This is a genomic window from Pseudomonas sp. QC2, from assembly GCF_002859085.1.
Taxonomy (GTDB): domain Bacteria; phylum Pseudomonadota; class Gammaproteobacteria; order Pseudomonadales; family Pseudomonadaceae; genus Aquipseudomonas; species Aquipseudomonas petroselini.
Map to the genome: position 1 here is coordinate 148,661 of NZ_PKKS01000012.1, position 13,872 is coordinate 162,532.

At 60.2% G+C, this 13,872-nt stretch carries 15 protein-coding genes; 7 read left to right on the forward strand and 8 right to left on the reverse strand.

Going from position 1 to position 13,872, the window contains the following annotated elements; all coding sequences use genetic code 11:
- Window positions 1–243 precede the first annotated feature (243 nt).
- Complete coding sequence (dusA, locus tag QCBJ_RS12375; protein WP_102060923.1) at window positions 244–1,239, forward strand: tRNA dihydrouridine(20/20a) synthase DusA; 996 nt, start codon at window positions 244–246, stop codon at window positions 1,237–1,239.
- Window positions 1,240–1,492: 253 nt separating this feature from the next.
- Window positions 1,493–2,419 carry a transaldolase gene (gene tal, locus QCBJ_RS12380; RefSeq protein ID WP_012722872.1) on the forward strand — a complete coding sequence of 309 codons (927 nt, stop codon included), beginning with the start codon at window positions 1,493–1,495 and terminating at the stop codon, window positions 2,417–2,419.
- Between the two features lie 200 nt (window positions 2,420–2,619).
- On the opposite strand, the gene rssC is transcribed toward tal, so the two are convergent.
- A complete protein-coding gene (rssC, locus tag QCBJ_RS12385) occupies window positions 2,620–3,102 on the reverse strand; it encodes an anti-sigma factor antagonist RssC (RefSeq protein WP_003172602.1) in 483 nt (160 codons plus the stop codon).
- Window positions 3,102–4,283 carry a two-component system response regulator RssB gene (gene rssB / locus QCBJ_RS12390; RefSeq protein WP_012722871.1) on the reverse strand — a complete coding sequence of 394 codons (1,182 nt, stop codon included), beginning with the start codon at window positions 4,281–4,283 and terminating at the stop codon, window positions 3,102–3,104. The genes rssC and rssB overlap by 1 nt, the downstream gene beginning before the upstream one ends.
- Before the next feature lie 276 nt (window positions 4,284–4,559).
- Here rssB and QCBJ_RS12400 point away from each other — a divergent pair, with 276 nt between their 5' ends.
- Window positions 4,560–4,856 (forward strand): PilZ domain-containing protein, encoded by a 297-nt coding sequence (locus QCBJ_RS12400; RefSeq protein WP_012722870.1) that lies wholly within the window; start codon window positions 4,560–4,562, stop codon window positions 4,854–4,856.
- A 63-nt stretch (window positions 4,857–4,919) separates the two neighbouring features.
- On the opposite strand, the gene QCBJ_RS12405 is transcribed toward QCBJ_RS12400, so the two are convergent.
- A complete protein-coding gene (locus QCBJ_RS12405; RefSeq protein WP_102060924.1) occupies window positions 4,920–5,609 on the reverse strand; it encodes a VacJ family lipoprotein in 690 nt (229 codons plus the stop codon).
- A gap of 195 nt (window positions 5,610–5,804) precedes the next feature.
- Between QCBJ_RS12405 and QCBJ_RS12410 the strand changes: the two genes are divergently transcribed.
- Window positions 5,805–6,413 (forward strand): hypothetical protein, encoded by a 609-nt coding sequence (locus QCBJ_RS12410; protein ID WP_012722868.1) that lies wholly within the window; start codon window positions 5,805–5,807, stop codon window positions 6,411–6,413.
- 110 nt (window positions 6,414–6,523) lie between these two features.
- A complete protein-coding gene (locus QCBJ_RS12415) occupies window positions 6,524–6,790 on the forward strand; it encodes a DUF4404 family protein (RefSeq protein ID WP_012722867.1) in 267 nt (88 codons plus the stop codon).
- Between the two features lie 62 nt (window positions 6,791–6,852).
- Here QCBJ_RS12415 and queF read toward each other — a convergent pair whose 3' ends face one another.
- On the reverse strand, window positions 6,853–7,683 hold the full coding sequence (queF, locus tag QCBJ_RS12420; RefSeq protein ID WP_102060925.1) for an NADPH-dependent 7-cyano-7-deazaguanine reductase QueF: 831 nt from the start codon (window positions 7,681–7,683) through the stop codon (window positions 6,853–6,855).
- Window positions 7,684–7,752: 69 nt separating this feature from the next.
- Entirely contained in the window at window positions 7,753–8,265 is a 513-nt protein-coding gene (locus QCBJ_RS12425) for a plastocyanin/azurin family copper-binding protein (protein WP_043204967.1), read from the reverse strand.
- A gap of 154 nt (window positions 8,266–8,419) precedes the next feature.
- Between QCBJ_RS12425 and QCBJ_RS12430 the strand changes: the two genes are divergently transcribed.
- Together QCBJ_RS12430 and QCBJ_RS12435 are read left to right on the forward strand one after the other, a co-directional pair.
- A complete protein-coding gene (locus QCBJ_RS12430) occupies window positions 8,420–9,100 on the forward strand; it encodes a heavy metal response regulator transcription factor (protein WP_102060926.1) in 681 nt (226 codons plus the stop codon).
- Window positions 9,097–10,443, forward strand: a complete 1,347-nt coding sequence (locus QCBJ_RS12435; protein ID WP_102060927.1) for a heavy metal sensor histidine kinase — start codon at window positions 9,097–9,099, stop codon at window positions 10,441–10,443. The genes QCBJ_RS12430 and QCBJ_RS12435 overlap by 4 nt, the downstream gene beginning before the upstream one ends.
- A 106-nt stretch (window positions 10,444–10,549) precedes the next feature.
- On the opposite strand, the gene QCBJ_RS12440 is transcribed toward QCBJ_RS12435, so the two are convergent.
- The 3 genes from QCBJ_RS12440 to QCBJ_RS12450 form a co-directional block, all read right to left on the reverse strand.
- Window positions 10,550–11,794, reverse strand: coding sequence for a lipoprotein-releasing ABC transporter permease subunit (locus QCBJ_RS12440; RefSeq protein WP_012722862.1), 1,245 nt, complete (start codon window positions 11,792–11,794; stop codon window positions 10,550–10,552).
- Window positions 11,795–11,855: 61 nt separating this feature from the next.
- Window positions 11,856–12,539 carry a lipoprotein-releasing ABC transporter ATP-binding protein LolD gene (gene lolD / locus QCBJ_RS12445; protein ID WP_012722861.1) on the reverse strand — a complete coding sequence of 228 codons (684 nt, stop codon included), beginning with the start codon at window positions 12,537–12,539 and terminating at the stop codon, window positions 11,856–11,858.
- A 7-nt stretch (window positions 12,540–12,546) separates the two neighbouring features.
- Complete coding sequence (locus QCBJ_RS12450; RefSeq protein WP_012722860.1) at window positions 12,547–13,797, reverse strand: lipoprotein-releasing ABC transporter permease subunit; 1,251 nt, start codon at window positions 13,795–13,797, stop codon at window positions 12,547–12,549.
- Window positions 13,798–13,872 lie beyond the last annotated feature (75 nt).

Below are 13,872 nucleotides of genomic sequence, written 5' to 3' on the forward strand. Positions count from 1 at the left end.
CGTCGCAGATGAACTGTATATTCATACAGTCATCATGAGCAACTAATTATATGCATTTATGCATAAAACTGACAAATGGTACTACTTCGTATTAGCCATTTCTGCGGGAGAACGGATCGACTGACGACCAAAAATGGGACAGATCTATTTAACATCGACTCCGCATCGCACGATCAACACCCGGCCGCTCTAGCCCATTCCTGATAAACTGCTCACCCTTCGCATTCACCCCCCCAGATCCCAATGCCCTCAGAAAAAGCTCCACCGCAAGCCCTCTCCCGCCGCTTCTCCGTCGCCCCGATGATGGACTGGACCGACCGCCACTGCCGGTTCTTCCTGCGCCTGCTCTCCAAGCACGCGCTGCTCTACACCGAGATGGTCACCACCGGCGCTATCCTCCACGGCGATCACGACCGTTTCCTGCGCCACAACGAAGCCGAGCACCCGCTTGCACTGCAATTGGGGGGTAGCGTGCCCGCCGACCTGGCGGCCTGCGCACGCATGGCCGAAGCCGCAGGCTACGACGAAGTAAACCTGAACGTCGGCTGCCCCAGTGATCGGGTGCAGAACAATATGATCGGCGCGATCTTGATGGCGCATCCGGCGTTGGTGGCGGAGTGTGTGAAGGCGATGCGTGATGCGGTGTCGATTCCCGTGACGGTGAAGCACCGTATCGGGATCAACGGGCGGGACAGTTATGCCCAGTTGTGTGATTTTGTCGGGACGGTGAAGGACGCTGGCTGCACCAGTTTTACCGTGCATGCGCGGATTGCGATCCTGGAAGGGCTGTCACCGAAGGAGAACCGTGACATTCCTCCTTTGCGCTACGACGTGGCGGCGCAGTTGAAGCAGGACTTTCCTGAGTTGGAGATTGTGCTCAACGGCGGCATCAAGACGCTGGAGCAGTGCCATGAGCATCTGCAGACATTTGATGGGGTGATGCTGGGGCGCGAGGCTTATCACAATCCGTATGTGTTGGCGGAGGTGGATCAGCAGTTGTTTGGCAGTGACACGCCGGTGATCAGCCGGGCTGAGGCGCTGGTGCAGTTGCGGCCTTATATTGCTGAGCATTTGGCGACCGGTGGCTCGATGCACCATATCACTCGGCATATTCTGGGGTTGGGCACTGGTTTTCCAGGGGCGCGCAAGTTCAGGCAGTTGTTGTCGGTGGATATTCATAAGGCGAGTGATCCGTTGGCGTTGCTGGATCAGGCCGGGGCTTTGCTGGAAGGGCGGTGAGTGTCTGTTCAGGTCCGGGGTGACTGTCCTGCCGCTATCGGGGCAAGCCCCCTCTCACATTTGGATTGTGGTGGTCATGCGGTAATTGGGTTGAACCTGCCGACCGTTTTGCCCTCCTATCTTGCAGCACGGCCGGTCATTCAAACGGCTGTTTTCAGGTTGTTGCCCTCGCAAACGATCGAACGCATTTGCGCCCTTGAGCGCCTGTCGGCGCTCGGGTAATGTCATCAGACCCACAGGACAGAGCACGCCCATGACTTCCAAGCTGGAACAACTCAAGCAATTCACCACCGTCGTAGCCGATACCGGCGATTTTTCTACCCTCGCCAAGCTCAAGCCGCAAGACGCCACCACCAACCCTTCCCTGCTGCTCAAGGCTGCGTCGATCCCAGGCTATGCCAAGCTGCTCGATGAGTGCGTACAGGACTGCAATGGTGATGTAGGCCTGGCCAGCGACCGTTTTGCGGTGGCGGTGGGTCAAGAGATTCTCAAAGTGGTGCCGGGCCGTATTTCCACCGAGGTGGATGCCCGCCTGTCGTTCGACACTGACGCCGTACTCAAGCGTGCGCACCGTCTGATCGACCTGTACGACAAAGCCGGCGTTGGCCGCGACCGTGTGCTGATCAAGATCGCCTCCACCTGGGAAGGCATCCGCGCCGCCGAGCAGCTGGAAAAAGAAGGTATCCAGACCAACCTGACGCTGCTGTTCTCCTTCGCCCAGGCGGTAGCCTGTGCTGAGGCTGGCGTGTTCCTGATCTCACCTTTCGTGGGCCGTATCTACGATTGGTACAAAAAGGCCAACGGCAACGACTACACCGGTGCTGAAGACCCGGGTGTGCAGTCGGTGACGCGCATCTACAACTACTACAAGGCCAACGGCTACAAGACCGTGGTGATGGGTGCGAGCTTCCGCAACCTCAGCCAGATCGAAGAGTTGGCTGGCTGTGATCGCCTGACCATCAGCCCGGATCTGCTGGAGAAGCTGGCGGCGGATGAAGGCAAGCTGGAGCGTAAGTTGTCGCCAGGCCATGCCGGTGAAGCGCGGGTGCATCTGACTGAAGCGCAGTTCCGTTGGGAGTCCAACGAGGATGCGATGGCGACTGAGAAGCTGGCGGAGGGGATTCGTCAGTTTGCTCGGGACCAGGAGAAGCTGGAAGCGCTGTTGTCGGCCAAGCTGTAAAAAGCGTAGGCGGCAAAAAGGGCGGTACCTTCGCGGGTACCGCCCTTTTTTTGCCTTTTGCCGGTCTCAAGCCGAGCAGCGTTCAAAGGTGGGAGGGGGCTTGCCCCCGATAGCGGAGTGACAGTCAATAAATTCATAACTGACCCACCGCCATCGGGAGCAAGCCCCCTCCCACAGTTGACCGTGTTCCAGGATTTGGATCAGTGGCGTTCCAGCGCGTTGACGAGGTCGTGGAAGGCTTCACGGTTGGACTCGTTCAAGCCCATCAGGATCTTGTGCGCTTCCAGCACCTTGACCCGCACCACTTCCTCGGACTGGTCCTGGGACGGCAGGTCGGTCAGGCATTCCGGACAGGGGATCGGGCGGTCAACGATGTTGAACACCTGGTCGAAGCCCATGGACTGCAGCAGACGGGTGATGTCTTCGTGGGTGGTGACGACCGTCGGCAACAAGCCAACCTTCTGCCGAGACAGAATGGACAACTTGGCCAAGAGACCCAGGGTGGTGCTATCGATGCTGCGGGTTTCGGTCAGATCGATCACGATCGCCGAGAAGTTCAGCGCTGTGAAGATCCGCTCAATCGTCGCATCCAGCGCCGAACACAAGGTCAGGCGCACTTCACCGACAAATTTCAGGACAAAGGTCCCGTCTTGCTCGGCGAATTGGATTCTTCCGGTACTCATCAAAGATTCCTGCTCAACACCAATAGGGCGATATCATCCGGCATCTCCCCTAGCGTGGCCAATCCAAAAACCTGCCGCAGGCCATCCAGGCTGCCGCCCGCCGACTTGACCTTTTGGGGCAAGGCGGCTTCTTTCTCTTTGAGTGTAGGCTCTGGAAGAAGGTCCAGGATACCGTCGGACATCAGCGTAAGGCTGAACGTCGGCGGTAACTCCAGAATGTGGTCTTCATAGGTGGCTTCATTGAACAAGCCCACCGGCAAACCACGCCCTTCCAGGTAACGCACACTGTCAGGAGTGTACAAAACCGGCATCGGCAGGTGACCGCCGATGCTGTAGGTCAAAAGACCGGTTTCTTCATCAATCACGCCGCCGACCATCGTCACGTGCTTGCCCAGCTTGCAGCTGATCAAGCCCCGGTTGATGTGGCCCAGCACCTGGGAGGGAGTGAACTCCGGCAAGGTGCCATTGCGTTTGGATTCGAACAGCAACCGTGTGGTCATGAACTTCAACAACACGGTGACAAAAGCAGAGGAAGCACCATGGCCGGATACATCGGCCAGGTAGAACGCGACACGCCGTTCGTCAACGCGGAAGTAGTCGACAAAATCACCCGAGAGGTACAGCGACGGGATGATCTGGTGCGCAAACTGAAATTCGTCGATGGTCCAGGGGCTGACCGGCAGCATGTTCATTTGCACCTGGCGACCGGCGTTCTGGTCTTCCTGGAGCAGGTTGAGGCTGGCTTCGAGTTCGCGGTTGGCGGTTTCGAGCTTCTCGCGATAGCGCTGGTTCTCCACCAGCAGGCGGGCACGGTCCAGGGCGCGGCGCACCGAATGCTCCAGCACCGCCAGGTCTTCCAGGGGCTTGATCAGGTAATCGGCAGCGCCCAGGCGCAGGGCCTCGACGGCATCGTTCATCACGCCCGCGCCGGACACGACAATCACCGGGGTCTGCGGCGCGCGCTCGGTCACCTGGCGAATCAGCTCGAGGCCGCCCATCTGGGGCATGCGCAGGTCGCAGATCACGAGGTCGGGCTGGTCGCGCTCGAATACCTGGAGACCCTGTTGGCCATTACTGGCCTGCAGGACGCTGAAGCCACTGTCTTCCAAATAGGCCGCGAGGCTCGCGCGCACTACTTCGTCGTCATCGATTATCAGCAGCGTGGCACTGGTTTTTTGCATGTGGGCAAACGGCGCCAGAATTAGGTTGGCGTAGGCGGCTCGGCAATGGCCGGACTCACGTACTGGATTCGCTTTCTAGCCTCTCTGTCCTACAAAGCATTGGGATTTCGCCCATGCACAAAGGTAAAGCAGAGGTGCCCTTCTAAGGCGCAGACGGTACTCCCATCCGTGAGGGGTTTCAAGCTCATGCCGATGGTCGCCGGGCGTCTTTACATCGCAAATCACCGGGAGTTATAAGAACAGGCACGACCACAACACAAAGTAAGGATGGAACCTATGAGCGAACACGAGCGCGACTATGCCGAAAAACGCGATTTCATCCGCATGCGTGTGGATGCCGATGTGGCTTTGATCCATGCCGGCCAGGAGATTGCCGGGGTATGCGTGGACCTTTCCAGCTCCGGGATGCAGGTGCAGGCACCCCGCCAGTTCAACGTGGGAGATGAATTGACCGTACGCATCGATTCGGAGCATGCCGCCCTTGCCGGCCTGGAGGCGGATACCGAAGTGGTATGGACCAAGACGGCAGGCGAAGAGCAACAGCTGGGGCTTAAGATCTTGAAAATGCGCTGAAACCCGCGCACAAAAAAGGCGACCCCCAGGGTCGCCTTTTTTTTCATTTCAAAACATCACAGCTTAAAAATCGTCAACCACCTTGCCATCCTTGACCTTGAACTCGCGGTTCTGCAGGTAGGCGTTGCGGATAAAGGTGTACTTATCGCCGGTGATCAGCTTCTCACTGTCGAGCAGGCTGGCACGGGTGTCGACAATGTTCAGGCCCATGGTGCTGTTGCGCCAGCCGATATCGTTCATATAGCGGTACGGTTGGGTGTAGCTGTCCACGTACTTGGACGGCGCATCACGCAGTGTGCTTGGGCCCAGCAGCGGGATCATCACGTAAGGACCACTGCCCACGCCCCAATAACCGAGGGTCTGGCCGAAGTCTTCATCGCTGCGTTGCAGCCCCATTTTGGTGCCGACATCGATAAAGCCCAGCACGCCGAACGTGGTGTTGACCAGCAAACGGGCGGTGTCGACACCGGCGTTATGCGGTTTGAGTTGCAGCACGTTGTTGGCCAGGTTGCCCACATCGCCGATGTTGCGGAAGAAGTTGTGGATACCGTCTTCGACAAACTGCGGGGTAATCCACTCATAGCCTTGGGCCAACGGCTTCAGGGCGTAGGTATCAACGGTGTCGTTGAAGCTGAAGATCGGGCGGTTGATGCTTTCCCACGGATCGTCTTCCGACGCTGCGTGTGCGGCAAACGGCGCCAGCAGTACAGTGGCACACACCGACAGCTGAGCGAAATAGTGGCTCCAGCGCATAGCTTTTGCTCCTTGAATGGTCTGTCATGGGCGCTATGCCCTGAATAAGGCCGTCAGTATATGACGGAAGTCGCCATTTAGGCAGCAACAAGGAAGCGCCTGACATTAAATGGACAAAATTCCTACAATTAACAATCCTGTCATCGACTTGTCATCCTGCCTTGATAGCGTTAGCGCTATTTCAGGGATGTCGACATGCCTCAACCCGAGATTGCCATCGCCAGCGCCCCCGCCTTGACTGCCGTTCTGTTTGGCCTGAGTGGCTGCCTGGTGGATTTCGGTTCCCGGGCGCGCACCGATTCACCCTCCCCCGACTCCCAAGCCACACCGGGTGCGCTGAAAATCCTGCGCAGCCTCAAGGAACAGGGTGTTCCCTGCGCCTGGCTGGATGAACTCCCCCCCGCCGTCACCACGCCCCTGGCCGCCACGCTGCCCGACTGGGTCAAGGCGGCATCGCCCTCCGCCATTCGCTGGCCCGCGCCCCATGCCTGCTGGCAAGCCTTGATGGAGCTGAATATCGAGCGCCTGGAAGGCTGCGTGTTGGTCAGCGGCGAACCGCGCCTGCTGCAATCCGGGCTCAATGCCGGGCTGTGGACCATCGGCCTGGCCTCCTGCGGCTCATTGTGCGGGATGGCGCCCGAGCAATGGCTGGCATTGAGCGAACCGGAACGCGAGCTCAAGCGCGGCAAGGCCACCCTCGCGCTGTACGGGCTGGGCGTGCACTCGGTGATCGATCACCTGGGCGAACTCGGCACCTGCCTGGCCGACATCAGGCTGCGCCAGCACAAAGGCGAGAAGCCCTGACACGGATCATGCACAGTCGACGCCAGTGGATTAATCTACAGGTCAGCCCGTAGACCTTTCTCGGCGTGCCGCGGTCTATGCCAGTGACTATCGATAAAAGGAAACATGTCATGCCTGATCGCAAAAAACTGGAAGAACAGGTCGAGATCCTGCGCGGGCAATTGGAACAGGATCCGCCGCTGTCGGAAGAGAAGCGTGAAGCACTGGAGGCTTTGATTGCCAAGTTTGAGTTACAACTTGAACTTGAACCGGCGACTCAGACACCCAGTATTTCCGATGATGTGAATCAAGCAGCCATAGAGTTCGACGCCGAGCACCCGGTGATTTCCGGGACATTGCGCAATATCATGAACACGCTGGGCAGCATGGGAATTTAATCTGCGCGCCAGCCCAGCGCAGATCCCAATGTGGGAGGGGGCAAGCCCACTCCCACAGTTGTTTACTGGCGAGCCAGGCGCACGTTCTGGAACGCGACATCCTCAGTACTGCGATACGGGTTGATATCCAGCCCACCCCGCCGCACATACCGCGCATACACCGTCAACTTCTCCGGCTTCAGCAAGCGCTGCAAGTCCAGGAAGATGCGCTCCACGCACTGTTCATGGAAGTCCGAGTGCTGGCGAAAGCTCACGATGTATTCCAGCAGGCTGGCGTGATCCAGCGCATGACCACGGTATTCCACCACGACGCTGCCCCAGTCAGGCTGGCTGGTCACCGGGCAGTTGGATTTGAGCAGGTGGCTGTGCACGCTCTCCTCGACAACGCGCGCATCATCGCAACGCAGCAGTTCCGGGCGTGGGTGCTCGTAGTTGCTGACACTGATATCCAAATCATCGATGCACACGCCGGGCAACGCCATTACGCCTTCAGCTTCACTTTCAGCCAAGGTGCGAATACGCACGGTCACAGGCTTGCCGGCAGCGGCGCTGAGGTCGATGCGCAGGGTGGCTTCCAGGCTTGCCGTATCGGCAAACGCGGTCTGGTTGAGCGAGTTGAGGTAGAGCTTGAACGACTTGGACTCGATGATGTTCGGCGAGTCGGCCGGGATGCTGAATTCACCGATGGCCACCACCGGCTTGCCCGACGGCAGCAGCCAGGACAGTTCGAAGCAGTTCCAGAAATCCACGCCCTTGTAAGGCAGGGTCTCGGCGCTCAGGCCCAGTTCGGCCCATTTGGCCGCACGCGGGATCGGGAACAACAACGAAGGTGTGTAGGTGGAGATGTATTCACTGGACTTGCCCAGCGGCGAATGTTCGGCTGCGGGATGCATGGCGGAAACCTGGCTAAATAAACCGCGCCAGTCTACCAGCCTTTGCCCCCGCGCCTAAGCGCCAGCGGATCAATCGACGTTGAGCGTGCCGACCATGCCCGCCTGGTAATGCCCCGGCAGGTTGCAGGCAAACTCCAGGCCCGTGGCCTTGGTGAAGGTCCAGGTCAGCTCGGCGGTTTTGCCGGGCTCGACCAATACGCTATTGGGATCGTCGTGTTTCATATCACCATGGCCCATGGCGCTATGATCCATCTTGCCCATGCCCGTGGAAGTGAGCATGCCACTGGCCTGCATCTGCAACATTTCCTTCTGATGCTCGGCGTGCATTGCCGCATCGCCCAGGTTGAATTCGTGCAGCAACTGGCCCTTGTTGACCAGTACAAAGCGCACCGTCTCACCGGCTTTTACGTCAATGGACTTGGGCGAAAAGGAAATGTCCTGCAGCGTCACTTCCACGGTACGCGTGGCCTTGCTCGCGGGCGCAGCCTCGCCGAACGCATAGGTATGGGCGGCATCAGCCATCGCCTCAACACTCAACGCCAGCAGGCACGTCGCCAACAACAGGGGTTTACGCAATGCCATCTGTCTTCTCCAAAATATCTGACTCATCTGAGGCACACTCTAAGCGTGCGCCGCTGCCAGCCAACTGACTGCTAGATTACAACTTTGTCAGGTTACCCCCCTGCCCTGGCCCCCAGGGTATAAAGCCGTCGTCACCCGTTGCCAAGAGCCGCCCATGAAACTGCTGATCGTCGAAGACCAACCCAAAACCGGCCAGTACCTGCGCCAGGGCCTGACGGAGGCGGGGTTTACCACCGAACTGGTGGCCGACGGTACCAGCGGTCAGCACCTGGCACTGACCGGAGCCTACGACCTGTTGATCCTCGATGTGATGCTGCCGGGCCGTGATGGCTGGCAGATCCTCCAGGCCGTGCGCACGGCAGGCCTGGACATCCCGGTACTGTTCCTGACCGCCCGCGACGCCGTGGAAGACCGCGTGCACGGCCTGGAACTGGGTGCCGACGATTACTTGGTCAAACCCTTCGCCTTCTCCGAACTGCTGGCGCGCGTGCGCAGCCTGTTGCGCCGTGGCGGTAGCACGCCGCAGGAAACCGCCTTGCAACTGGCCGATTTGCGCCTGGACCTGATCCGCCGTCGCGTCGAGCGGGACGGCCAGCGCATCGACCTGACGGCCAAGGAGTTTTCCCTGCTCGAACTGCTGCTGCGCCGCCAGGGCGAAGTGCTGCCCAAATCGCTGATCGCCTCCCAGGTGTGGGACATGAACTTCGACAGCGACACCAACATTATCGAAGTGGCAATCCGCCGCCTGCGCCTGAAAGTCGACGATAACTTCCCGAATAAATTGATCCACACCGTGCGCGGCATGGGTTATGTGCTGGAGGAGCGCGTCAATTGATCAAGCGCCTGTCCCTGGCCAGTCGCCTGGCGCTGCTGTTCGCGGCCTGCACGGCGGTGGTGTCGCTGATCGCGGGCGTGCTGTTCAACCGCGCCAGCGAGGCGCACTTCATTGAGCTGGACCAGCAACAGCTCGACAGCCAGTTGGTGGCGCTGCGCAGCACGTTGCAGGGTGTCGACTCGCCAGAATTGTTCGCGCAACGTGAAGCCCAACTGCGCGCCGAGCTCAATCGCCAACCCGAGCTGGCGCTGCGCGTCACCGCCCAAGGCCAGCGCTGGTTTGACGCTGCGCCCGGCGTCAATCTGCCCACCGGCCCCGGCCTGCACAGCCTGCAAAACGCCGGCACCGACTACCGCGTCTACAACACACCGTTGCGGGCAAACCAACCCGACTCGCCACAGTTGACGCTGGTGCTCGATATCACTCACCACCAGCATTTCCTGCAACGCATGCAGCATCTGATCTGGCTCACCGTCGGCCTGTCAGCCCTGGCGACCGCCCTGCTCGGTGCATGGGCCGCCCGCAGTGGCCTGCGACCGTTACGACGCATGGGGGAAGTGGCCGCGAGTGTGTCTGCCCACTCCCTGACGCAGCGCCTGCCCCAGCAGCACATGCCGGTGGAACTGGCCGAACTGGCTCAAACCTTCAACGCCATGCTCGGCCGCCTGGACGATGCGTTCCAGCGTCTTTCGGCGTTCTCCGCCGACATCGCCCACGAACTGCGCACGCCGTTATCGAACCTGCTGACCCAGACCCAGGTCATCCTCACTCAGCCACGGCCGCTGGAGGATTACCGCGAGGCGTTGCACAGCAACCTGGAAGAGCTGCAATGGATGGCGCAGTTGGTCAATGACATGTTGTACCTGGCCAAGGCGGATCATGGATTGCTGGTGCCTAAGCGCGAGCCTCTGGCGCTGGCAGATGAAGTGGAGGCGTTGCTGGAGTTTTTCGCGTTGCTGGCCGAAGACGCCCACGTCAGCCTGGTGCGCGAAGGCACAGCGCACACGATGGGTGATCGCGGCATGTTGCGCCGGGCGCTGTCGAACCTGCTCGATAACGCCCTGCGGTTTACTCCAGCGGGCGGCGAAGTGCGGGTGCGCATGGTGGACGGCGTGACGCTCACGGTTGAAAACACCGGAGCAGGCATTCCAGCACAGTTGTTACCGAGGTTGTTTGATCGGTTCTACCGGGCGGACCCGGCGCGGCATGAAGGCAGCAGCGAGCATGCGGGGCTGGGGTTGGCGATTACCCAGTCGATTGTGCGGGCGCATGGAGGGAGGATTTATTGTGAGTCTGGGGCGGGGTGGACGCGGTTTGTGATTGAGTTGCCCGCCGGAGATTGATGCAAGCGGTACCGGCCCTATCGGGGGCAAGCCCCCTCCCACAGTTTGAATATATTCACGCTTCACAATGTGGGAGGGGGCTTGCCCCCGATAGCGGTCTTGAATCTTACGAATATCTCAAGGCATGCGCCGGCTCAATCTTCGCCGCCCGATACGCCGGATAAATCGTCGCCAAAAAGCTCAACACAAACCCGGCCGTGCAGATCAGCAGCACATCCCCGCCTTGCAGCTCCGAAGGCAGATTGCTGACAAAATACACATCCGAACTGAAGATATGCTGCCCGGTAACCCGTTCCAGCCAGCCCACCAGCTCACTCACATTCAGCGCCGCAATCACACCCAGGATGCCGCCGATCAAGGTACCGACGACACCGATCACGGTGCCCTGCACCATGAAGATCGCCATGATCTGCCGCGGCGTCGCGCCGATGGTACGCAGGATCGCGATGTCCGCGCCCTTGTCGTTTACCACCATAATCAGCGTAGCAATGATGTTGAACGCAGCCACGGCGACGATCATCAGCAACAGCAAGCCGATCATGGTCTTTTCCATTTTCATTGCGCTGAACAGGCTGCCCTGGGTGTGGGTCCAGTCATCCGGCTTGTAGCCGGCGCCCAGGCTGGCGGCGATGTCCGCCGAGACCTTGGGCGCCGCATACAGGTCTTTCACCGCCAGGCGCACGCTTTGCACCTGGTTCGGCTGCCAATGCTGGATCTCTGCGGCGTCGGCCATGTGGATCATGGCCATGGAGCCGTCCAGTTCGGCGCCGACCTTGAAGATCCCCACCACGTTCAAGCGCTGCATGCGCGGGGTGATGCCCCCCGGTGCGGTGCTGATTTCCGGCACGATCAGGGTCAACTTGTCGCCCACGTTGAGGCGGAAGCGCCGGGCGGTGATTTCGCCGACCACCACGCCGAACTCGCCAGGCTTCAGGTCATCCAGTTTGCCGCGCACGATATGCTGGGCCACGATCGACACCTTGCCTTCCTGTGCCGGGTCGATGCCGCTGATCTCGATCGGCTGCATGGCGCCCTTGTAGGAGAACATGCCGTCCATCTGCGTGAAGGGCACTGCCGCGGTCACTTCCGGGTTCTTCATCGCGGCGGCGGCCACGGGCTGCCAATCGTTGATCGGGTTCACGCCGACGATGGTCGCGTGGGGCACCATGCCAAGGATGCGCGAGCTCATTTCGCGCTGGAAGCCGTTCATCACCGACAGCACCACGATCATCGCCAGCACGCCCAGGGCGAGGCCGATCATCGAGGTCATCGAGATAAACGAGACAAAACGGTTGCGGCGCTTGGCGCGGGTATAGCGCGTGCCGATGAAAATCGATAACGGTCTGAACATTCGCGGGCACCGTTGAAAAAATGAAAAAGCCCAGCGCTTAAGGCGCCGGGCTTGAAACGGGTCAGATGGCGACCAGATGACCTTCCTGCAGATGCAACACGCGGTCCATCTGCCGGGCCATGCTCATGTCATGGGTCACCACCAGGAACGCGGTGCGCATCTGGGTGCTCAGTTCCAGCATCAAGTCCTTGATGCCCTGGGCGGTGTGGGAGTCGAGGTTGCCGGTGGGCTCATCGAGCATCACCAGGCCTGGGTTGTTGACCAGGGCACGGGCAATCGCCACACGCTGACGCTCGCCGCCGGACAGCTCCGCCGGCTTGTGCTCCAGGCGATGGCCGAGGCCGACACGCTCCAGCAGGGCCTGGGCACGCTGGCGGGCTTGCGGGATCGCGGTCTTGCCGATCAACAGCGGCATGCACACGTTTTCCAGGGCGGTGAATTCCGGCAGTAAATGGTGGAACTGGTACACAAAGCCCAACGAACGGTTGCGCAGTTGCCCACGAGCCTTCTCACCGAGGGCCGACAGCTCTTCACCGGCCAGCCACACGCTGCCCTGGGACGGCGTATCAAGGCCGCCCAGCAGGTTCAGCAAGGTACTTTTGCCGGAGCCGGAACTGCCGACGATCGCCACGCGTTCGCCAGGGTGCAGCTCAAGTTGCAGGTTGGACAACACCACCACCGATTCCGGGCCTTCCTCATAGGATTTGCCCAGGTTGCGGCAGCTCAGGATTGCTTTTTCACTCATGCCCGATTCACTCATAACGTAAGGCCTGTGCTGGCTGGGTACGTGCCGCGCGCCAGGCTGGATACAGGGTGGCAAGGAAACTCAGGACCAACGCAGCGCCGCCCACCATCAACACGTCCTGGGCCTGAACCTGGGACGGCAAGTAGTCGATGAAGTAAACGTCGGCGTTGAGAAACTTGTGGCCGATCAGGGTTTCGAGGCCGGCGATGGCGGCACTCACGTTCAACGCAGCCAGAATGCCGACGGCCGTACCGATCAACGTGCCGACCACGCCGATCACGGTGCCCTGCACCATGAAGATCGCCATGATCTGCCCCGGCGTGGCGCCGAGAGTACGCAGGATGGCGATATCGCCCTTCTTGTCGTTCACCACCATCACCAGCGTGGAGATGATGTTGAAGGCCGCCACGGCGACGATCAGCAGCAACAGCAGGCCGATCATGGCTTTTTCCATGCGGATGGCCTGGTACAGGTTGCCGTGGGTACGGGTCCAGTCGCGGGCGTAGTACTGGTTTTCACCCAAGTGCTGGGCGATTTCCCAGGCGCCGCGCGGTGCGTCGAACAGGTCGTTGAACTTCAGGCGCAGGCCCTGCACTTGGTCCGGCTGCCAGCGATGCAGGCGCGCCAGGTCAGTGAGGTTGGTCAGACCGAGGTAGCCGTCGATCTCGCCGGCGCCAACGTGGAAGGTGCCGACCACGGTAAAGCGCTTCATGCGCGGGAACATGCCGGCCGGGGTCACGGTGACTTCCGGCGCGACGAAGGTCAGCTTGTCGCCGAGGCCCACGCCGAGCTTGGCCGCCGCCTTGTCGCCGATCACGATGCCGAAGCTGCCGGGCGCCAGGTCGTCGAGCTTGCCCTGCAACATGAACTTGTCGATGATCGAGACGTTGCGTTCCTGGGCCGGGTCGATGGCATTGAGCAGGATCTTCTGCACCTTGCCGTCGTTGGTCAGCAACCCCTGCATCTGGGTGAAGGGCGCAACCGCCAGCACCTTGGGGTTCTGCTTGACCTTGGCCGCCAGGCTTTGCCAGTCGCTGATGGGCGCATCGCCCTCGATGGTCGCGTGGGGCACCATGCCCAGCACGCGGGTGCGCATCTCATGATCGAAGCCGTTCATCACCGACAGCACCACGATCATCACGACCACGCCCAAGGCGAGCCCGATCATCGAGGTGAGGGAAATGAACGACACAAAATGATTGCGGCGCTTTGCACGGGTATAACGCGTGCCGATAAATACGAAGAGAGGTCTGAACATGTCGGGGCTTGTTCGGAGGAAAAGAAGACGTCCCGGTGGCGGGGTCTGGTAAGCAGCTTTACACTCAGACCATTA

Bases quoted from the DNA above. Each gene is read 5' to 3' on its own strand.
- dusA (WP_102060923.1), top strand. From the start codon at position 244: ATGCCCTCAGAAAAAGCTCCACCGCAAGCCCTCTCCCGCCGCTTCTCC.
- tal (WP_012722872.1), top strand. From the start codon at position 1,493: ATGACTTCCAAGCTGGAACAACTCAAGCAATTCACCACCGTCGTAGCC.
- rssC (WP_003172602.1), bottom strand. From the start codon at position 3,102: ATGAGTACCGGAAGAATCCAATTCGCCGAGCAAGACGGGACCTTTGTC.
- rssB (WP_012722871.1), bottom strand. From the start codon at position 4,283: ATGCAAAAAACCAGTGCCACGCTGCTGATAATCGATGACGACGAAGTA.
- QCBJ_RS12400 (WP_012722870.1), top strand. From the start codon at position 4,560: ATGAGCGAACACGAGCGCGACTATGCCGAAAAACGCGATTTCATCCGC.
- QCBJ_RS12405 (WP_102060924.1), bottom strand. From the start codon at position 5,609: ATGCGCTGGAGCCACTATTTCGCTCAGCTGTCGGTGTGTGCCACTGTA.
- QCBJ_RS12410 (WP_012722868.1), top strand. From the start codon at position 5,805: ATGCCTCAACCCGAGATTGCCATCGCCAGCGCCCCCGCCTTGACTGCC.
- QCBJ_RS12415 (WP_012722867.1), top strand. From the start codon at position 6,524: ATGCCTGATCGCAAAAAACTGGAAGAACAGGTCGAGATCCTGCGCGGG.
- queF (WP_102060925.1), bottom strand. From the start codon at position 7,683: ATGCATCCCGCAGCCGAACATTCGCCGCTGGGCAAGTCCAGTGAATAC.
- QCBJ_RS12425 (WP_043204967.1), bottom strand. From the start codon at position 8,265: ATGGCATTGCGTAAACCCCTGTTGTTGGCGACGTGCCTGCTGGCGTTG.
- QCBJ_RS12430 (WP_102060926.1), top strand. From the start codon at position 8,420: ATGAAACTGCTGATCGTCGAAGACCAACCCAAAACCGGCCAGTACCTG.
- QCBJ_RS12440 (WP_012722862.1), bottom strand. From the start codon at position 11,794: ATGTTCAGACCGTTATCGATTTTCATCGGCACGCGCTATACCCGCGCC.
- lolD (WP_012722861.1), bottom strand. From the start codon at position 12,539: ATGAGTGAAAAAGCAATCCTGAGCTGCCGCAACCTGGGCAAATCCTAT.
- QCBJ_RS12450 (WP_012722860.1), bottom strand. From the start codon at position 13,797: ATGTTCAGACCTCTCTTCGTATTTATCGGCACGCGTTATACCCGTGCA.